The organism is Ruoffia tabacinasalis (assembly GCF_042652985.1).
GTDB classification, from domain to species: Bacteria; Bacillota; Bacilli; order Lactobacillales; family Aerococcaceae; genus Ruoffia; species Ruoffia tabacinasalis.
The window spans coordinates 45,465-66,610 of sequence record NZ_JBHSHQ010000049.1; the positions used below are offsets into that span (position 1 = coordinate 45,465).

At 36.3% G+C, this 21,146-nt stretch carries 19 protein-coding genes and 1 other annotated feature; of the genes, 17 read left to right on the plus strand and 2 right to left on the minus strand.

What is annotated here, in order from left to right:
- The first annotated feature begins 5 nt into the window (after positions 1–5).
- The 12 genes from ACFO5Y_RS08385 (at position 6) to ACFO5Y_RS08440 (ending at position 14,819) form a co-directional block, all read left to right on the plus strand.
- Positions 6–1,397: a cell division protein FtsQ/DivIB gene (locus ACFO5Y_RS08385; RefSeq protein ID WP_197104553.1), complete on the plus strand. Its 1,392-nt coding sequence runs from the start codon at positions 6–8 to the stop codon at positions 1,395–1,397.
- A gap of 142 nt (positions 1,398–1,539) precedes the next feature.
- Positions 1,540–3,093 (plus strand): cell division protein FtsA, encoded by a 1,554-nt coding sequence (gene ftsA, locus ACFO5Y_RS08390; protein ID WP_197104552.1) that lies wholly within the window; start codon positions 1,540–1,542, stop codon positions 3,091–3,093.
- Positions 3,094–3,122: 29 nt separating this feature from the next.
- On the plus strand, positions 3,123–4,424 hold the full coding sequence (gene ftsZ, locus ACFO5Y_RS08395) for a cell division protein FtsZ (protein WP_197104551.1): 1,302 nt from the start codon (positions 3,123–3,125) through the stop codon (positions 4,422–4,424).
- Between the two features lie 128 nt (positions 4,425–4,552).
- A complete protein-coding gene (locus ACFO5Y_RS08400) occupies positions 4,553–4,816 on the plus strand; it encodes a YggT family protein (protein WP_197104550.1) in 264 nt (87 codons plus the stop codon).
- 16 nt (positions 4,817–4,832) lie between these two features.
- A complete protein-coding gene (locus ACFO5Y_RS08405) occupies positions 4,833–5,615 on the plus strand; it encodes a YlmH family RNA-binding protein (RefSeq protein WP_197104549.1) in 783 nt (260 codons plus the stop codon).
- Between the two features lie 40 nt (positions 5,616–5,655).
- A complete protein-coding gene (locus ACFO5Y_RS08410) occupies positions 5,656–6,543 on the plus strand; it encodes a DivIVA domain-containing protein (protein ID WP_197104548.1) in 888 nt (295 codons plus the stop codon).
- Positions 6,531–6,752, plus strand: a binding site (T-box leader). (Overlaps the previous gene by 13 nt.)
- Before the next feature lie 48 nt (positions 6,753–6,800).
- A complete protein-coding gene (ileS, locus tag ACFO5Y_RS08415) occupies positions 6,801–9,593 on the plus strand; it encodes an isoleucine--tRNA ligase (RefSeq protein ID WP_197104547.1) in 2,793 nt (930 codons plus the stop codon).
- Between the two features lie 491 nt (positions 9,594–10,084).
- Complete coding sequence (locus tag ACFO5Y_RS08420) at positions 10,085–10,864, plus strand: sensor histidine kinase (RefSeq protein ID WP_197104546.1); 780 nt, start codon at positions 10,085–10,087, stop codon at positions 10,862–10,864.
- Entirely contained in the window at positions 10,854–11,504 is a 651-nt protein-coding gene (locus ACFO5Y_RS08425) for a response regulator transcription factor (protein ID WP_197104545.1), read from the plus strand. The genes ACFO5Y_RS08420 and ACFO5Y_RS08425 overlap by 11 nt, the downstream gene beginning before the upstream one ends.
- A gap of 150 nt (positions 11,505–11,654) precedes the next feature.
- A complete protein-coding gene (locus tag ACFO5Y_RS08430; RefSeq protein ID WP_197104544.1) occupies positions 11,655–12,596 on the plus strand; it encodes an ABC transporter ATP-binding protein in 942 nt (313 codons plus the stop codon).
- 13 nt (positions 12,597–12,609) lie between these two features.
- Entirely contained in the window at positions 12,610–13,770 is a 1,161-nt protein-coding gene (locus ACFO5Y_RS08435) for an ABC transporter permease (RefSeq protein ID WP_197104543.1), read from the plus strand.
- A complete protein-coding gene (locus ACFO5Y_RS08440; RefSeq protein ID WP_197104542.1) occupies positions 13,767–14,819 on the plus strand; it encodes an ABC transporter permease in 1,053 nt (350 codons plus the stop codon). Before ACFO5Y_RS08435 ends, ACFO5Y_RS08440 begins: the two co-directional genes overlap by 4 nt.
- 94 nt (positions 14,820–14,913) lie before the next feature.
- On the opposite strand, the gene ACFO5Y_RS08445 is transcribed toward ACFO5Y_RS08440, so the two are convergent.
- Positions 14,914–16,194, minus strand: a complete 1,281-nt coding sequence (locus ACFO5Y_RS08445; RefSeq protein WP_138403632.1) for a toxic anion resistance protein — start codon at positions 16,192–16,194, stop codon at positions 14,914–14,916.
- 6 nt (positions 16,195–16,200) lie between these two features.
- Complete coding sequence (locus tag ACFO5Y_RS08450) at positions 16,201–17,181, minus strand: 5-bromo-4-chloroindolyl phosphate hydrolysis family protein (protein ID WP_197104541.1); 981 nt, start codon at positions 17,179–17,181, stop codon at positions 16,201–16,203.
- A 258-nt stretch (positions 17,182–17,439) separates the two neighbouring features.
- On the opposite strand from ACFO5Y_RS08450, the gene ACFO5Y_RS08455 reads away from it, so the two are divergent.
- From ACFO5Y_RS08455 to ACFO5Y_RS08475, 5 genes are all read left to right on the plus strand, one after another.
- The gene (locus tag ACFO5Y_RS08455; protein ID WP_197104540.1) at positions 17,440–18,021 is read left to right on the plus strand and encodes an NUDIX hydrolase; all 582 of its coding nucleotides are present in this window, start codon (positions 17,440–17,442) and stop codon (positions 18,019–18,021) included.
- A 1-nt stretch (position 18,022) separates the two neighbouring features.
- Positions 18,023–18,466, plus strand: coding sequence for a hypothetical protein (locus ACFO5Y_RS08460; RefSeq protein ID WP_197104539.1), 444 nt, complete (start codon positions 18,023–18,025; stop codon positions 18,464–18,466).
- A gap of 26 nt (positions 18,467–18,492) precedes the next feature.
- Positions 18,493–19,182 carry a 5'-methylthioadenosine/adenosylhomocysteine nucleosidase gene (locus tag ACFO5Y_RS08465; protein WP_138403628.1) on the plus strand — a complete coding sequence of 230 codons (690 nt, stop codon included), beginning with the start codon at positions 18,493–18,495 and terminating at the stop codon, positions 19,180–19,182.
- Between the two features lie 413 nt (positions 19,183–19,595).
- Positions 19,596–20,393, plus strand: a complete 798-nt coding sequence (locus tag ACFO5Y_RS08470) for an amino acid ABC transporter substrate-binding protein (protein ID WP_197104538.1) — start codon at positions 19,596–19,598, stop codon at positions 20,391–20,393.
- A gap of 36 nt (positions 20,394–20,429) precedes the next feature.
- A complete protein-coding gene (locus tag ACFO5Y_RS08475) occupies positions 20,430–21,059 on the plus strand; it encodes an amino acid ABC transporter permease (RefSeq protein ID WP_197104537.1) in 630 nt (209 codons plus the stop codon).
- The last annotated feature ends 87 nt before the right edge of the window (positions 21,060–21,146 follow it).

Below are 21,146 nucleotides of genomic sequence, written 5' to 3' on the forward strand. Positions count from 1 at the left end.
AAGCTATGAGTAATAATGAGCGGCGAGGAAATTATCGAACAGGACCTCAAAATACGCCAAATAATCGTGAACCAAACCGACCAGAAAGAGGGCAATCCAGTCAATACAGTCAATCTAGACAATCTAGACAGGCAAGCGGACCATCTCAAACGATCCGAGGGAACTATCGCATCGACAGTAATGGAAATCCGATTATTCCAAAGCAAAGTGGCATAACAAATCGAGACGAACTTGAGCAAGATTATTTCACTCGGACTCAAAACACCCAAACTGAAGGGAATCAGAATCGAGAAGAACAGTATCAACCGAATCAAGTTATTCATCCGATACCACCTCAGTCAGGTCCTGTTCAACAGCGACGTGTATATCATATGGATGATTACAGACGCGATCAGAATGAGTTTCATAGTCGTGCAAATCAACCAAATAGTCGAAACTTCGACCAACCTCAATCAAACACTCGAGAAAGAGCGACTAGACAGCAAAATCAGAATTTGAATCGAAGTCGAAATCAAAATCTGAACAGAAATCAGAACTTAAACCGAAATTACTCAGGCAATCAACCACCACGAAGAAATCAACCTCAAGGTAGTCGAACTAATTGGTATTATAACTTGCATCAAAGGGTCAATAGACAGATGAATAAAAGTTCTAATGCGACCTTGCCAGAAGGAAAGACTGTACTATTTGCAGTTTTTGCATTAATATACCTAACAATGCTAGTGACGGGTTGGCAATTAATGCCGTTTAATAAAGTGAATAATTTAGTCGTCACAGGAACCGAGCTTGTTCCGGAAACGTTTGTAAAAGGATCGTCTCGAATATATAAATTCGATGAAGTGGATGAAGTTATGAGCCAAAGACAAGACATTGAAGCGACAATTAAAGAGGAAAATCCTTTAATTGAAAGTGTCGTATTTAATCGACCAGATTGGAAGCAATTAGAAATTAATGTTGTTGAACATGACCTTGTGGGGTTAATTAACCAAGATGGTTATCATCCAGTCTTGAATAACGGTGAGATTCTGAATGTATCTGGAAACCAAGAATTAGCAAATATAGCCAATGAAGCATTACCAGAATTAATCGGCTTCGATACAAGTGGAAAACTGACGGAAGTTGCACAAGGTTTGCGTCAAATTGATCCAGAGATATTAGCTATGATGGAGACGGTGACTTCCGCAGATGACGAGAATAAACCGAATGCCATTGTTGTTGAAATGGAAGACGGAAATACCATTAATGCCATTATTTCGACTTTTGCTCAAAAAGTGCAATATTATCCGGATATTTTAACACAATTAGACGGACAAACCGGAGTGATTAATTTTGAAGTCGGTGCATACTTCACACCAGCAGAAGATTCTGCTAATAGTGTCAAACTTGACAATAATTAAGATAAGTTATATGTAATTATACTTACATTTATCTTTTTTTCTTCTATTAAAATGAAGTTTGTGCTAATATAGGTAATGTGAAATTGAAGAAAATTAAACAAAATATAGAAAAATAATTAGCCAGAAGGGGGTTAATACCTAAATGAGAAATCAAGAAATTTTTGTTAGTTTAGATATTGGTACGACCTCAATTAAAGTCGTTGTCGCTGAGTATATTAATGGAAATATTAATATTATCGGTGTGGGAAATGAAAAATCACGTGGATTGAGTCGTGGGGTTATCGTCGATATAGATGATACAGTCAACTCGATTCAAAGAGCCATTTCTCAAGCAGAACGCAAAGCAAATGTTAAAATTAACGAAGTGATCGTTGGTGTTCCAAGTAATCAAATTATGGTAGAAGATTGCCACGGTATGATTGCTGTTGCAAGCGATAATAGGGAAATAACTGCCCTAGACGTTGAGAATGTAATCAATGCAGCTAAAGTTCGTTCAGTACCACCTGAAAGAGAAATTATCTCAATTATTCCTGAAGAATTTATTGTCGATGGATTTAACGGAATTAAAGATCCAAGAGGTATGATTGGAGTTCGTTTAGAGCTCTATGCTCGTTTAATTACAGGACCAAGAACAATCATTCATAATATTAGACGTTGTGTTCAAAAAGCAGGTTTATCAATCAGTGAACTTGTCGTTCAACCAGAAGCAATTGCATCCGTAGCTTTATCAGCAGATGAACGAGAATTCGGAACAGTGGTTGTTGATATGGGTGGTGGACAATCAAGTGCATCCATTATGTATGACGGCCAGATGAAATATTCATTCGTGGATCAAGAGGGTGGAGATTTCGTTACAAAAGATATCTCAGTTATTCTAAACACGTCACTTGATTCAGCTGAGCGAATCAAACGAGAATATGGCTTTGCTATCGCAAGTCAAACTACAGACGATGAGTACTTCCCAGTTGAAACAGTTGGAAAGAAAGAACCTGTCCGTGTAGATGAACATTATCTTGCTGAAATTATCGAAGCACGTTTAGTGCAAATCTTTGAAACATTATATGAAGAATTAAATCGTGTTGACGGACTCGATTTACCTGGAGGATATGTTCTGACAGGTGGAGCTGTGTCTTTACCAGGAGTCCTAGACTTAGCTAAACGATACTTTGGAAGTAAAGTTCGCTTATTTATTCCTGAAGAAATGGGAATGCGTAATCCAATTTATACGACAAGCCTTGGAATGATCGAATATGCTGCAAATCTTGATGATGTGCACCGAATTGCTCAAGGAACTTTTGCAGTTCCTTCACAAGCTGCCCCAAGACAATCTATGCCGCCACAAGGTGGACAAAGACGTCCGGCACCATCTAGTGGCCGTAACCAAGGGCAAGCGGCACGAGGTCAACAATCAGGTGACTTGTTCGGCGGTCAACGTCGTCAACCAGCTAACGAGACAAACCAAATGGCAAACGACCAACGCACGATGCCAGACACTATGCCTAGTTCAAATCAACAAGAAGATTATCAACAATATAATTCATTTGATGACGACTATCGTTACGAAGATGCGGCATACTATGATGACTATTCGCAAGATGACGAAGCGAACAAATATTCAGAGCCTGTTACTGATCAAAGTAATGGGAATGGCATAACGGCAAAAGTCCGTGACTTTTTCCAAACATTTTTTGATTAAGACTTGATAGATAAACAGGAGGAATATAAATGGAATTATCATTCGATTCAACAATGGGATATGATGGCGCAGTAATTAAAGTAATTGGTGTAGGTGGAGCAGGTGGAAATGCCGTTAATCGTATGATTAAAGATGAAGTTCAAGGTGTTGAATTCATCGTTGCAAATACGGACACTCAAGCACTACAAGGTTCAGACGCTGAAATCAAAATCCAATTAGGCCCAAAAGTAACTAAAGGGTTAGGTGCAGGATCATTACCAGAAATTGGACTTAAAGCAGCTGAAGAAAGTGAAGAGCAAATTCGCGAAGTACTAGAAGGAGCAGATTTAGTGTTTGTTACTGCTGGTATGGGTGGAGGTACTGGTACAGGTGCTGCACCAGTCGTGGCTAAGATTGCTAAAGACTTAGGCGCTTTAACAGTAGGTGTTGTAACACGTCCATTTACTTTTGAAGGACCAAAACGTGGACGCTTTGCAGCTGAAGGATTGAAAAACTTAAAAGACGCGGTTGATACATTAGTAATTATCTCAAACAACCGTTTATTAGAAATCGTAGACCGTAAAACTCCAATGTTAGAAGCGTTCAGTGAAGCAGATAATGTTTTACGTCAAGGTGTACAAGGTATCTCTGATTTAATTACAGCACCAGGTTACGTTAACTTAGACTTTGCTGACGTGAAAACTGTAATGAAAGATCAAGGAACTGCATTAATGGGTGTTGGTCAGTCATCAGGTGAGAACCGTACGGCTGAAGCAACTAAGAAAGCTATCTCATCACCATTATTAGAAGTATCTATTGATGGCGCAGAACAAATCTTATTAAACATTACAGGTGGAGAAGACTTAAGCTTATTCGAAGCACAAGATGCTAGTGATATTGTTGCAAATGCATCAAGTGGCGATGTAAACATTATCTTCGGTACGTCAATCAATAATGATTTAGGTGACGAAGTGATTGTTACAGTAATCGCAACTGGTATTGAGAATGAGAAGACTGATCGTAATAAAATGAGCACACCACCAAGACGCTCATTCAATACACCATCATCTTCAGCAGAACCAACTCAACCAGCTCAAAGTCAACAACAACCAGAAACACCAAACCAATCAAACGAACCAACACCACGTCGTCAACAAAAACGTGATTTATTCAGTGATTGGGATATTAATAGAGAAACAAATACACGTGACGTAGATACATCTGAAGCAGATTCTAAACCTAAACGTCAATTTGAACGTCCAAATACGGATGGATCAGGAAGTCGTCAAAGTGAAGTGAATGATTCAGATGAATTAGATACACCACCATTTTTCCGTAAACGTCATCGTTAATAAAGAGTTAAGATGCTAAAGCATCAAAATAATAATAGAGGAATCAGTATTGGTTCCTCTTTTTATTTATCAATAAGGAAAGATTTATGTTATAATTCATAAGATAAGAATTTAAGGGAGTGTTATAGTTGGGCCTTTTGAGCTTAGTTTCTAATTTATTTCAGGCATATACACTGGTTTTAGTCGTATACGCACTATTATCATGGTTACCAGGTGCCCGTGAAAGTGCCTTAGGACAATTTATTGTTAAATTAGCACGACCATATTTGGATATATTTGATCGATTCATCCCGCCATTAGGGGGCATTAGTTTCAATGTTATTATTGCAATTTTTGTTTTACGATTTATCCGAGATGGTTTAATCTGGATATTGGCAGCAATATTATTTTAAAAATGTGGTGAATTAAATGTCAGATGATATATATCAACATTATCGACCCGAAGAGCAACCGTTTATTGATAAAGTGTTCGGTTGGATAGATCAAGTAGATTTAACTTATGCGCCTTATACAACTGTATTTTTAACACCGCGAGAGAAGATGATTGTTGAACAACTTGTCGCAAGTCGAGATGAGATTTCAGTTATTTTCAGAGGTGGTTATGAAGGTGCGGAACGTAAACAAGCCTGTATTTATCCGCAGTATTATGAACCGAATGATGAAGATTTTACAATCGTTCTATTCAACATTAAATATCCAGAAAAATTTGGAAATTTAACACATGGTAGAATTCTTGGAACTTTTATTTCAACTGGAATTGAAAGAGAGCGCATTGGGGATATTATTACAGATGGAACAAATTGGCATGCACTCGTTGATGCATCAATTAGTGACTATTTGAAAACTCAAGTGACTAAAATCGCGAATGTCGGAGTTCAATTGGAAGAGTTATCATTTGATGATATATTAACCTCAGAAGAACAATGGGAAGTAAAGCATGTAATTTCTAGCTCTTTACGGCTTGACACTTTATTAAGCAAAGTCTATAATTTTTCTAGACAGCGTGCGAAAAATTCAGTCTCACAAGGTGATGTGAAAGTGAATTTCGTTCCAATGGAGAGACCTGACGTTGAGATTGGTATCAATGATATCATTTCATTACGTAAGTTTGGACGCTTCTGGATCAATGATATCGAGGGTATGACTAAGAAAGATAATTATCGATTAAACGTCAATGTGCTTTTAAAGTAAATTACATAACTTGAATATATTTGAAAGGATTTGTAAATTCATGGTATTAACACCTAACGAAATATTAAATAAAGAATTTAATTCGAAGTTTCGCGGATATGACTCAGACCAGGTTAATGATTATTTAGATATAATTGTTGCGGACTTTGAAAAGATGATTGCGGAGAATAATGAACTTAAGAAAGACTTAGCAGCATCAAAAGAAAAAAATGAGTATTTTGCACAATTACAAGACTCATTAAACAGTTCAATTGTAGTCGCTCAAGAAGCAGCAGATCGCTTGAAACAAAACGCACGTAAAGAAGCAGAACTTATCTTATTCGAAGCAGAAAGAGAAGCAGATCGAATGATTAATAGTGCTTCAGATACAGCAAAAAATATTGTCACTGAATCTGATGCATTACGCCGTTCAAGCAAATCTTACCGTAATAAACTAGAGCAAATGATTCGCCAACAACTTGAAGTTGTAACGAGTGAAGAGTATCATAGATTATTTGATGAAGAGATAGAATCACAATTTAATCCTGATCACTTCCATGAAGCAACAAATCAACGAGTGAACCAACGCGTAGATCGACTTGAAGAAGAGAACAGTGCTGATTTTAATGCAGCGCATGAAATTACAAATGATCGCTTTATTGAAGAAGAAATCAGAAACGCGCCAGAACCTACTCCAGAAGTAGATTATCCGGCAACTATTGGTGTAGCTGATCATGAAGATACTGAAGCGACACGAGTTGATTTAAATCGTGATGAGTTATTAAATAATGTTGAGCCAGAAGGGCATGAAATTGATTCTAGACACGCAGAATTAGAATCGATGATTGATGAAGAAGCACAAGCTGAAGCTGAACGCGAAAAACGTGCAGCTCAACGTCGTGAAAGTGTATTAGGGCAAACAATTAGAATTGAATTACCAAAAGATTAATAAGAACAAGTTAATCTTAGGATACTTTTAGCGAGTCAAGAGTGGTGAAAGCTTGGCAGTCCCTCCTTTGATTAATATCATCTTTGTGTTTGTTATGGTGAAAGTAAGTAATCATAACCGCTTAAATAGCGTTAACATTTAGAGTGAATAAGTCATCTTTAGGGATAACTTATTAATTTGGGTGGTACCGCGTTTATAACGTCCCTTTTTTAGGGGCGTTTTTTATGTTTAATAAATCAATCAGATTGGAGATAATAATGAAACTAAAAGATACATTAAATTTAGGTAAAACAGATTTCGCCATGCGCGCAAATTTACCTACAAAAGAAGTAGAATTACAAAAAGAATGGTCAGACGCTGACATGTACGAGAAAATTCAAGAGAAAAATGAAGGACGTCCTTCATGGATCTTACATGATGGACCTCCGTATGCGAATGGTAAATTACATATGGGGCATGCATTAAATAAAGTAACTAAAGACTTTATTGTACGTTACCATTCTATGGCTGGATATAGCTCACCTTATGTTCCTGGTTGGGATACACATGGTTTACCAATTGAACAAGCCTTAGTTAATGCTGATGGCGTAGACCGTAAGAGTATGTCTGTCGCTGAATTCCGTAAATTATGTGAAGAGTATGCATTGAAACAAGTTGAAAATCAAAAAGAAGACTTTATGCGTTTAGGTGTGACTGGTGAATGGGATAATCCGTATTTAACTTTAAAACCCGAATATGAAGCTCAACAAATCCGTATCTTTGGTCAAATGGCTGAACGTGGATATATCTATAAAGGACTAAAACCAATTTACTGGTCACCATCAAGTGAATCAACATTAGCAGAAGCAGAGGTTGAATATAAAGACGTTACTTCACCTTCAATTTTCGTTGCTTTCAAAGTTAGAGATGGCAAAGATGTCGTACCAGCAGATGCTGAGTTCGTTATCTGGACAACGACACCATGGACATTACCATCAAACTTAGGGTTATCTGTGAAAGCAGATGCTAAATATGTTTTAGTAAACGTAGATGGACGTAAATTTATAGTTGCAGAAGCTTTACTAGAAGCAGTTGCTAAGAAAATTGGATGGGAAGATCATTCAATCGAAGCAGAATATAAAGGGGAGCAATTTGACCGTTTAACTGCACAACATCCGTTCTATGACCGTGAATCATTAATAATGTTAGGTGACCACGTTGAATTAGATGCTGGTACTGGTGTCGTTCATACAGCACCTGGACACGGGGAAGATGACTACATTATTGGTCAAAAATATGGCTTAGATGTTCTTTCTCCAATTGATGACCGTGGACACTTCACAAATGAAGCACCTGGATATGAAGGAATGTTCTATCTTAAAGGGAATAAAGTCATCGTTGAAGAGATGCGTGAAACGGGAGCGTTACTGTTTGATGAGAAGTTTGAACATAGCTACCCACATGACTGGCGTACTAAGAAACCTGTTATTTATCGTGCAACACCACAATGGTTTGCATCAATTAATAAATTCCGTGAAGAGTTATTAAACTCAGTTGAAAATGATGTGAAATGGTACCATCCTTCGGGAGAACGTCGTATGTATAATATGATTCGTGACCGTGGTGACTGGGTAATTTCTCGTCAACGTGTATGGGGTGTACCATTACCAATTTTCTATGCAGAAAATGGAGAGCCTATCTTAACAACTGAAACAGTTGAACACGTTGCTCAATTAGTTGAAGAATTTGGATCAAACGTTTGGTTTGAAAGAGAACCTAAAGATTTATTACCTGAAGGATTCACTCATCCAGATAGTCCAAATGGTAAATTTACTAAAGAAAATGACATTATGGACGTATGGTTTGACTCAGGAACATCTTACGCTGGGGTATTACAAGTCCGTGAAGACCAAAAATTCCCTGCAGATATGTACTTAGAAGGATCAGACCAATACCGTGGGTGGTTCAACTCAAGTTTTACAACTTCAGTAGCTGTGAATGGTTTCCCACCGTACAAATCAGTTCTTTCTCAAGGATTCGTTATGGATGGAAAAGGTCAAAAAATGAGTAAATCAATCGGTAACGTTATTACACCGGAAGAGATTACTGAAGAATTAGGTGCAGATATCATCCGTCTGTGGGTTTCAAGTGTGGATTATGAGAACGACGTACGTATCTCTAAAGACATCTTAAAACAAGTATCAGAATCATACCGTAAGATTCGTAACACAGTACGCTTTATGTTATCAAACTTATTTGATTTCAACCCTGAAACAGATAAGATTGCTGAAAATGATTTAGCAAAAGTTGATCAATATATTCTTGCTAAATACCGTATTTTAGTTAATGAAGTAACAAAAGCTTACGAAAATTATGATTTCTCTACTATCTTTAAGAGAGTAATTAACTTCATTACTGTTGATTTATCTGCGTTCTATTTAGACTTTGCAAAAGATGTCGTTTATATTGAAGCGGCAGAATCTAAAGCGCGTCGTGCAATGCAAACTGTTATTTACACAGTTCTTGAAGGTTTCATTCCACTATTATCACCAATCTTACTTCATACAATGGAAGAAGCTTGGAAAGAATTACCTGGAGCTGATGGTTTTGTTCAATTACAAGACTTACCTAAATCTGAAGACGTTTCTCAAGACAAAGAAACTGTTAAAGAATGGGATGTCTTCTTCAAAGTGGAGTCAGCTGTTGCTAAAGGTTTAGAAAATGCAAAAAATGATGAAGAACACCCAATCAAGAAATCATTTGAAGCAAAAGCAACTGTCTATACAGATCAAGAGACAATTGATCAATTGAATGACTTAAGTGATCATTTAGACCAATTATTAATAGTATCTGGTTTAGAATTAAAATTAGCTGATGAAGCAGACGAATCAGTGGTTGATTATGACGGCTTTGGTGTTAAAGTTCAGCCGGCAGAAGGTCATACTTGTGACCGTTGTCGTGCGGTAAGACCAGAAGTTGGAACAATTGAGGCGGCACCAGAATTATGTCACCGTTGTTTCTCAATCGTAGAATCACACTTCCCAGAGTATTTCGAGGAAGCAGCTGAATAATTAGAGTAGTTAAATTGCCCCACTAGACAGATTTTGTCTGGTGGGGTATTTCTATTTATCTAGAAATTATGTAAAATCTACCATTCATACTTGGCGTCTGTTATATTTAAATATGTAAAAGATGAGGTGAGTGTATGAAAGTGATTAAATATATATTATTAATCTTAAGTATGGGGCAATTTTTCCCTTTAGAAAGTTTTTGGCAAAGTAATTTCTTTTGGTTTTTTATTTGGATTATTTGCTTTCATTTAGGTTGGTTTTATATGGAATGTTTGCAATATAAACAGATAAATAGTGTTGTATTGTGTCTTTTAGCCTTAATCAATATATGGCTACTGCCATCCTTTCCATATTTGATGCTAGGACTTTTAACAATTGAATTAAGAGAGTTATTTTCACGGAAAAAGACTGTACTTATATTATCTTTAATGGCGATTGTTTCGGGGTTTATATGGTCAACGCTCACGATTTGGCCGCAGGTGGATTATTTAATGTTCACAGTGAGTATCGTTATCATATGTGGTTATTTAGCCGAACAAGCAACCCGCTTAGAAGTACAAGAAACTAGTCTTTATGAGTTTCGCACTCAAGCAGATGAGCAAGAAGAGCGGTTGATAGAGCAAAAGGCACAAATGATTGCGATGGAGGAAATTCATACCCTTAATGAGAGGAACCGAATTTCTAGGGATTTACATGATACGGTAGGGCATACTTTATCGACCATCGTCATCCAATTGGCAGCCATTGAGAAATTGACAGAGGAAAAGATGCCTCAAGCATCAGCTATGTTAAAGCAATTACATCACTTTACTAAAGAAGGTTTATCGGATGTTCGCCAGGTGATTCACCAATTAAAGCCAAAGCATTATCAAAAGTTTGCTTTTATTGAGCAGGTGCACCACATCATTTCAGACTTTGAGCATAATAGCCCGATTAAAGTTTATTTTAATAATAATCAATTACTTTGGAGCTTATCACCTGAACAAGAGTTATTATTTATGAGGGCGATTCAAGAGTTTTTAAGTAATAGTAGTAAACATAGTCAAGCAGATGAAGTTCGAATTCAATGTCACTTTACGGATTCGACGGTTATCTTAACGATGAAGGATAATGGAAAAGGAACGGAATCGATTAAACCGCAAATGGGCATTACGGGGATGAAAGAACGGACGAAGTTATTAGGTGGAAAAGTTCAGATTCAATCCGCTCTAAATAAAGGCTTTAAAGTCAGAATCGTATTACCAAAGGGAGGCAGCAGTTATGACGGATAGAATCAAAGTATTACTTGTTGATGATGAACAACTCATCAGAGGTGGTTTAGCTATATTACTAGGTTCTTTTGAAGATATTGAGATTGTTGGAGAGGCGACTAGCGGTAAAGAAGCGGCGATATTTTGCCAACATAATCCGGTTGACGTTGTGCTCATGGATATTCGCATGCCTGATTCAAATGGGATCGAAGGGACCGAGTTAATCAAAGTGGCTCATCCTCAAATTAAAGTATTAATACTAACAACTTTCCAAGATGTGGAGTACATCGCTCAATCGATGCAATTAGGAGCATCGGGTTATTTACTTAAAGATAGTAGTCATGAAGAGATTCATGAAGGCATCCGTATTGTCTATAACGATAATGTTGTTTTGGACGGAAAGATTAGTCAAGCTATGTTATCTAATAACCCCAACTTCCAAAGTAAAAGTTTTAATGGAAAGGACTTTGATTTATCAGAGAAAGAAATTAAGATGATTTCGCTTATAGCCAGCGGATTAAATAATCAAGAAATTTCTGATACTTTATATCTCTCTGTTGGAACAGTTAAAAACAATATTAGTACGATTTTAAATAAACTCGATTTAAGAGACAGAACTCAACTAGCTATTTTTGCTTATGAGAATGGCTTGATGAATTAAGATAACACCCTTTATAAATGCAAATTCCTGCGTTTATTGAGGGTGTTTTTTAAAATAGTGACTAAAGTCACTCGAATCAGTGACCTCAGTGAATAGTTGACACAGCAATGTTTAGTTATACTTAAGTTGGAAATAAAGAGGAGGGTAATTATGAGCTATGTAGAGATTAACAATATATATAAGAGTTACGGTAAAGATCAAGTATTAGATAATGTTTCCTTTGAGATTGAAAGTGGGGAATGCTTTGGCCTAATTGGACCCAATGGAGCTGGGAAATCAACATTGATTGATATTATTACCGGTCTGACACAATATAATTCAGGGGATATTTCAGTCGATGGGCACGTGGTTCCTCAAGATGTTGTGAAAGTCCGTGAACAAATTGGTCTAGTACCTCAAGAAATAGCTCTGATGCAAGAGTTAAATGCGACATCAAATCTAGAATACTTTGGTGGACTGTATGGTTTATCGGGTCGCATGTTGAAAGAACGTATCAATGAAGCCCTTGAGGTGGTTGGGTTAACGGAACATACGAAAAAAGCAGTTAAAACTTTCTCTGGTGGGATGCAAAGACGGTTAAATATCGCAGCCGCAATTCTTCACAGACCCAAATTTCTCATCCTGGATGAGCCGACTGTTGGGGTGGATCCTCAGTCAAGAAATAAGATTTTCGAATTTATTCAATATATGAATCAGGAGTACGGTACAACCGTTCTATATACTTCACACTACATGGAAGAAGTAGAAGCCTTGTGTGAGCGTTTATTCATATTAGATAATGGTCAACAAATTGGTTATGGAACTCAAGCTGAGATTAAGCAATTAGTTCAAGATACAGTGAAATGGTTTATCGAAGTGGAGCAAGCGCCACTTGATTTTGAAGAGAAATTATCGACGAGATTGCCAGGAGTTCAACAAGTTGTGAGTGAAAATAATTCATTCCACTTAATTGTCGATCCCGTTGAGTTTAATACAAAGGAATTGATGACTTTAATTAATGAAGAAAATATTGAACTAACGACATTAAATAAAGAAGCTTTAAGTCTAGAGGAAGCTTTCTTACAACTCACCGGAAAAACATTAAGAGACTAAGGAGGTTTTATTAATGAGCCAATTATGGACTTACGTTAAGACAAACATGCGAGCCAATGCTAAGCAATGGATGACGATTCTGGCATTATATGTTGCCATGCCAATCTTTTTCTCACTCTTAATGGGCTTCTCCTTTAGTTCAGCCTTTGTTCCTGAACAGACAAGTGATCCGGTGGAAATCAGTATTAATAATGAAGATCAAGGGGAGGTGGGGCAAGTCTTCATTGATGCTTTCAGTAATGAGACCATGCAATCATATGTGGACATCGTAGAAAGTCATGATGATTCAAACTTTGTTATTCATCTTCAACCAGAATATAGTCAACGCTTAGAAGATACTTTAGTGAGTATTGAATCTAAAGAAAATGCTTCAGCATCTGAAGAAGCAATACTTACTCAATTAATTACAAGTTTTCAAAGTAGTTTAGTCAATCAACAACAATTAAGCGAAGAATTGGGAGCAATGTCAGATCAAGCTACAGTCGATGAACTCATACATTCACTTGAACTCGCGTCTCAATTGAGAAGTGAACAAGTATTCGTAAAGGAACAATATGAATCTCAATCAGCTTTAACGAGTAATCAATATATTTCTGTTTCTGGCCTCGTTTATATCTTTATCTTGTCCTTAGCTGGAAGTATAGGTCTGAAGACAAACGAAGATATGAAGGGTTTAAGAAAAAGAATTGGCGTACTCCCTCTGACACCCGCTCAAGACGTTATTTACGGTATCATCTCAGACACACTCACTTATACATTTTTAGCTACTATGTATATGATCATATGGCGATTCATTGATAGTACGACATTTGTTGGGAATCCCTTGTTTTATTTTGGTTGGATAGTTATATATGCTCTTTTATTCCAAGTATTGAATAGTATTTTATATTATTTTATACCAGATAAATACGTGAATTTAGTTTACCTCATCCTAACATCTTTATATATGATTTTAGGTTTTCTACCCATTGACCGTCTTATAGGTGGGGAATTTGGAAAGATAATTAATCAAAACTACTATCGAGAAATATTCTCTCAACCGATGTTTGACTATCTTCTCAATAATGATTGGACGGCGAATATCGGCCTAGCTGTTGGAATCGTATTAGTTAGTGTCATACTAGTATTCTTCGTTATTCAACTGAGAAACAGAAGGGAGTTGAAACCATTATGAAATTCATGCAATTAGTTTGGTTTCACTTTAAACGAATTTGCCAAAATATTGGTCTCATCTCAATGTCTTTCATTATGCCGTTATTTATGGTCGGCGGTTTAATGTTTATCACCACCTCTGATACTAATGCGAACTTAAGTGAAGAGTTTGTTATCTTAAATCATTCGGAGTTTGTTGAGGAGAATGTGTACCCAAGACTGAGTGAGAATTTACAAGCTAACTTTGCGTCAGATTCTAAAGAGGCCTTTGATCAATTGGAACAAAGTGAGTTAGCGATGATTTATGAAATTCCCGCTAACTTTCCAGAGGAAGGTTCCAGAATTAAATCGCATAGTATCAATGGAGAAAATAATGATATATTCTTTGAATCCGAATTTACCTCTGTATTGAGTGAAGTAATGACAGAGAATGCTTTAAGTGAAGCAGGAGTAGACTTTGAAGAAATTCAAGTTGCTGAACCAAGTATCAATCAAAGTTATACTCCCATTGATGGAAATTTAGTCATCGTAGTTTTTATGACTATATTTTTCATGAGTTACGCAAGTAGCTTAGTGAGTGCTGATTTGAATAAATTAAGAAGTGATGGTGTGTTAACCCGAAGTATTGTAACAAATGCCCGCAGTTGGCAAATATTAGGTAGTGTTTTAGCAGCCTTCTCGCTCTATAATTTTATCTCAGCGATGTTAGTGATCTTGCTTATTTGTTTAATATTCGGTATTACAATCACGCAACTCCCAGTGATAATTTCTGCAATTCTTGCTTTTTGTATCTTTAACGCTGGCTTTACGATGGTCCTATTCAGACTATTTAAAAATGATCAAGTCATCCTAATGGTAGGTATTGTCTTATCAATTGTCTTTGTGTTCTTAGGCATAGGTATTATAGATATACCAAGTTTCTCATTCATCCAATATATCTCACCATTTTATTGGCTGTTTGAATCTCTAGACACGGGAGCAATCTTACCAAATATTCCAGTCATTGCGTTATATGGCCTGGTTCTATTCACCGCAGGGAGTTTTAAAGTTGAAAGATTAGTAAAAGTCTAATATAGTGATCTTATCATGCTTATCCACTTACTATGCAAATGCAAAAAAGACGAGCCACTGAGATTTCTCTCGGTGGCTCGTCTTTTTGTATAGGTTAATATTCTGTAGTACCATCTTGTCGTTGTCTCTTTTGTTCGTCTGAGATAGCTAGGAGTTTGTCGTGTAATTCATTCTCCATGACTGTTAATTCTTGTTCAGCTAGTCGACGTTGTTGGCGTCCTGTTTTTTGGATTTCTAAGGTTTCTTCTAAGGCTCCAACAAGGTTGGCTTGAGTTTTACGTAATGTATCGATATCAATCACTCCTCGTTCAGCTTCGCGAGCAATATCAACAGTACTTTGTTTCAACATTTCTGAGTTTTTCAGAAGCAGACTGTTGGTTGTTTCAGACACTTGTCGCTGAGATGTTGCTGCGTTTTGTTGGCGGAGAAGAGCCAAGGCAATCGTAATTTGGTTCTCCCATAATGGGATAGCCGTATGGACGGATACTTGAATCTTTTCTGCTAGGACTTGGTTAGTGTTTTGAATCATTCGAATTTGTGGTGCTTGTTGAATAGTCATTTGACGTGTTAAGCGTAGATCATGTGTTCGCTTATCCAAGCGGTCTAAGAATTGATTTAAGTCGTTCACTTTTTGAACTTCCATTTGATCTTGAGACTGGCGTGCTTTTTCGATCGCTGCTGGAATGACTTCGTTTTGAAGCTGTTCCATCTTAACTTCTCCGGCAGCAATGTAGACATTTAAAGCGTCAAAGTAATCTTTATTTTTATTATAGAATTGTTCTAACATCTGATTGTCATTTAACAATTCAGTTTTTTCGCGTTCTAAACGAATCGCTACTCGGTCAATTTGACTCCCAATTTGTTGGTAACGCATTTGAGTTTCAGTAATTGAACTCTTCACACGTTTGAATACACGTTGGAAGATGTTTGGTTCAGCCGTTAGTTGACGTGGGTCAGATTCTTGTAGTTTAGTCATTAACTCTGTAAGAACATCACCGACTTCTCCCGTATCCTTTAATTGGACTTGTTGAAGGATTGAGCGAGAAAATTCACTTAATTTTTTCTGTGCATTTGATCCATAAGCTATGATAGCACCCATGTTTGCTTCATCAATTTGTTTAGCTAAGTCTTGCGCTTGTTTTTGGCGATGCTCTGGTAAACGTTCGATTAACTTTTCATTGGATACTTGACGTTTAGCAATCATTTCTTGATCTGCTAAATCTTTTTCTAGCGTTTGCTCGATGGTTTCATCGAATGGATTGGCTAGTAATTCATCAAATTCAGATGATTCTTGTTGCTTTGGTTGAACGGGTTCATTGATAGAACCGTGTTCTTGTTCTAATAGTTCGTCGAATAAGTCTTTTTCTTCAGTCATATTTTTCTACTCCTTCGTCTCGATGTCATCATCTTTGTCCATATTATTCCAATCTTCTAATATTTCATCAACCGATTTAGATGGTTCATTTGCTTGCTGGCGATTTAAAGTACGGTTAGCTAAATTAATCTCGTCATCTATATCTTGGTAAGTTGCTTTGTGGAAGCTAATATAATCTTCAGTTAAGCGTTCAGCTAATTCTTCAATCGTTTGAGCACTTTTTTCTAGAATCAGATACGTTTGTTTGTTCTTAGCAATGTGTTCGCTCACTTCATTGTATTTCTCAGTTAAATCATCTATGGAAGGGAGAATACGGTATATAACATCTCCGGCTTCACTGAAGCGTTTAGGTTCTTTGACAATATCTTGAAAGAATTGCTTACTTATTTCAATCGTATTGTGTCTAACATCAATGGCACGTAATTTAGCAGTAGCGTTCATTTGTTTTTCAATCGAGATAATATGCTCGCGTGTTTGGGCTAATTGTTCTCTAAAGTATGAGATTTCTTCATTAGATAAACCAGCTTCTTGATAATGTTGAATTTTATCTGTTGCTTTGGATCTATAAAAAGGGTTTTTAGTAAAAGATTTTGGCTGATTCACAAATATCTTATCAATGATAAAAGTCATAACTCCAAACCCAAAAAGGGTGGTTAGACATAAGATAAAGAGTAATATTATATTATTTATCATATGATAATCAACTTCAAAAATCGCATTAAGACCTGCCCCCGCAAGACTTAAAAGCGAAAATAAATAGACAATAGTTTGTAAGACATGGGGATTGTCATTAGTCAGATGGTTATATAGACGTGATAATGTTGAAATTGAGCCAAGGGTCATAACGATGACGATGGCTAGGTAAATAAGTGAGTATGGTAAAAATGTTGAGCCGGATAGCAGTATCCCAAGGAATAGTAAAATTATAATAATCATGGGAACATTTCTGCACTTACGACTTGATTTATTTGTATGTGGTCGTTTCATAATTAATCCTCCATTTTAATTTTTTTCTTTTTCATGTTCATCTTAACTAAAGTTTATCATAGAGCATTGAATCATTTATCGGACTAGAGACCCATATTTAAATATTGGGCATATAAATTTAATCAAAAAGTCATGCATTACACACAGAACTTGTCTATACTTACATTTAGAGAAGAATGAAAGGTGGATTGAAGTCTTTACTTGTATTATACAGGAAGAGGCGCTACAATTTGTCTTATATTTATTAGGAGGTACATGATGTATTCGAATCCAGAACATATCCCATTCTTACAAGATGAAGCTTTAAGAGAAAGTGAATTAATCTATGATGGGGCAATCTTACAATTATATCGAAATCAAATCGAATTAGAGAACGGGCAACTTGCTTACCGTGAATTAATTAATCATCAATCAGCGGTCGGTATTTTAGCGATCACACCTCGTGATACTGCAATACTTGTGAAGCAATATCGACCTGCAGTGGTCGATCACATTATTGAGATACCTGCGGGTTTAAGAGATTTTATTGAGGGTAGAGAAGAAGATGCACTCCTGGCAGCTAAACGTGAACTTGAAGAGGAGACAGGCTATCAGGCGAACGATTGGACGGAGTTAGGAAGTTATTATGTATCTCCGGGCTTTATTAATGAAAAGGTAACCGTATTTGTTGCGGAAGGCTTAATTAAAGTCGAAAATCCACTTGCTCAAGATGAGGACGAACAGATTGAATTAGTTGAATATACTCGTCAAGAAGTGAAGACTATGTTAGATAATGACAAAGTGAGGGATATGAAGACTACACTTGCTTTAAATTACTGGCTATATCAAAAGGGTGAATAAAATGTTTAATAGAAAACGAAATAGTGACTATGAAGATTATTTAGATTATGATAATAATCCAGAGGAAGAAGAGCTGGAATTTGATGAAACACGTGAATATCAGATCAATCCAGATGAAACATATGAGGAGAATCAGTGGCCAAGTGAAGAGGATTACTCCTATTATCAAGAGCAACAAGATGACTTCAATCCTGAATATGAAACGAGAAGTCAAAGATATGCAAATGATGAACAAGAAATTCCATATGAATCAAATTATGAAAGTGAAATACCAGAGGAATATACAGAAGAGAATGACGAGCAAGAAGCAACAAGAACGAGTCAAAACAATGCAATACCAAGACGTGCGAAGTATAATGCACGGATCGATCGCTTCTTAAACAATGGTATTATCATTGTTGGCGTATTATTAATTATCGTGTTAGTCATTGCATTCTTACTATAAAATACATAAAAGAAAGAGGAATAATTATGATTATTGGGCTAATTGGAGCGATGGAAGAAGAAATTCGCGAGTTAAAAAAATCGATTACAAATCAAGAACACACTGAGCAATTCGGTGTAGAATTTATTAAAGGTAATTTGGAAGGCAAAGAAGTTGTTCTCGTATTATCAGGGATTGGGAAAGTAAACGTAACAATCACAGTGACATTATTAAAACAATTATTTAATGTGACACATATTATTAATACAGGGTCAGCTGGAGCACTGGACTCTGCTTTAGAAGTCGGAGATATTGTGATTGCCCATTCATTAACTTATCATGATGTCGATGTAACCGGCTTTAATTATGAGCTTGGACAAATGGCTGGAATGCCAGCGCAATATTATCCAGATACTGAAATGGTAAGAATAGCTCAAAATGCATGTCGTGAAATTGGCTTAGAACCTTATATCGGACAAATTGTTTCAGGTGATCAATTTGTTTCAACACAAGAACAAAAGTCAGAAATATTAAATAATTTCCCGTTAGCTCGAGCGGCTGAAATGGAATCTACTGCGATTGCTCAAGCAGCATATGTTATGGGAGTCCCATTTGTTATTATTCGTGCGATTTCAGATTCAGCTAATGATGAAGCTTCAGTTACATTCGATGAATTCATTGTTACTGCAGGTAAAGTATCTGCCACAATGGTGATGGCAACTGTTGCAGCCTTATAATTTACAATGTAAGGACGATGCCTCCTAAGAAATTAGGGGGTATTTTTTTGTGGTTAAAAGACAAAATCAGTAACTTTTATTAGAATTAAATTAAAACACTTGACTTGTTTGATTATATATCTTATTATAAACTCATAAATAAAACAGATTGTTTCAAAGGACGAAGAGATAGGCAAGGTTATGAAAGAGAATTTGCGGTAGCTGAGAAGCAAAGCATAGCCCCCTATGAAGACACACCCTTTGCATAATAGTCAAGGTTGACCCTTTATCGTCAAAGTAATTCTATTACTTGCTGAGATAATTATTGCGAAATAATTATAAAAAAAGGTGGGACCACGTCGTAGACGTCCTTTAATCCAATTGGATTAAAGGGCGTCTTTTGTTGCTTTGATTTATAAAAAGGAGATAAGAAAATGAAAAAATTTGTATCAAAAATTAGTATGGTATTTGTCGCTCTATTGTTATTATTATCCGTTTCAAAGCCAAGTTTTGCACAAGAAATAAATAAAGATGAAGGGGTAGTCATTGGTTTCGATGACACTTTTGCCCCTTTTGGTTTCAAGAATGAAGAAGGAGAGAATGTTGGTTTTGATATTGATTTAGCCAATGAAATTCTAGGTCGTCTGGATGTTGAATATTCTTTCCAACCTATTGATTGGAGTATGAAAGAAACAGAGTTAAACACTGGAAACATTGATATGATCTGGAACGGTTATTCAGTTACACCACAACGTGAAGAAGTTGTCCTATTCTCAGAGCCATATATTCAAAACCGTCAAGTTATTATTGTTAAAGCGGATAGTGATATTCAATCCAAAGAAGATTTTGCAGGTAGATTAATCGCAACTCAAGAGCAATCTGCTTCACTAGAAGCGATTATGAATGAAGCTGACTTTGCCGAAGCACTAGATGGCGCTCAACCAGTCACATATCCAACCTTTGTAGAAGTATTTAGTGACTTAGATAATGGCCGGGTAGAAGGTATTGTTGTTGATGAATTATTAGCAACTTACTTCCTAGAGCAAAATGGGACGGCAGATCAATATCGAATTTTAGAAGAGAACTTTGGTGAAGAAGATTACGCAGTCGGTTTTCGTAAGACAGATGAAGCGTTTGTTGAAGAGTTTAATGCTGTGTTAGCAGAAATTATTGAAGATGACACATTTACAGAAATTAAATCACAATGGTTTAGTGATGTAGATAGCGAATAATATAACTAATGAGTAAGCTATAAGGAGCGAAAAGAAATGAACTTATCAATGTTACAACCCCTATATAATGGTTTTGTTACAACCTTTCAATTTTTCATATTCACGCTAATATTAAGTATTCCCCTAGGGTTAATTATTGCCTTATTAGCGCAGAGATTTTCGAAAACATTAGGGCTAATAGTGAATGGGTACGTTTATCTTTTGCGCGGAACGCCTTTATTGCTTCAAATGATGTTTATGTTCTTTGGTCTTCCATTTATTGGCATAGTGTTAGGGCGGTTTGAAGCCGCCCTCATTACTCTAGTCTTGAATTATGCCGCTTATTTTGTTGAGATTTTTAGAGGCGGTTTAAATGCCATTCCAAAAGGGCAGTATGAAGCCTTACAAGTTCTTTCAATCAATCGTTTCAATGGGTTAAAAAACGTGATACTTCCACAACTATGGAAGATTGTCATGCCATCCGTGGGGAATGAAGTCATTAGTCTAATTAAAGATACATCATTAATCCATATTCTTGGTTTAGAAGAATTATTAAAAGTAGGTCGAACGATGTCGAATCAACAAGCCAGTTTAATGCCATTTGTTTATGTAGCAATTATTTATTTATTATTTACAGGTGTGACAACATTGGTGTTGAGATTTATCGAAAGACGCATCGAAGCTTAAAATTAAAAAAATATTAAAATCATTGACTTTAACGTTGGTTTCTTTTACCATATTCTTAATAATAATTTATTTATGGATAGGTTTTAA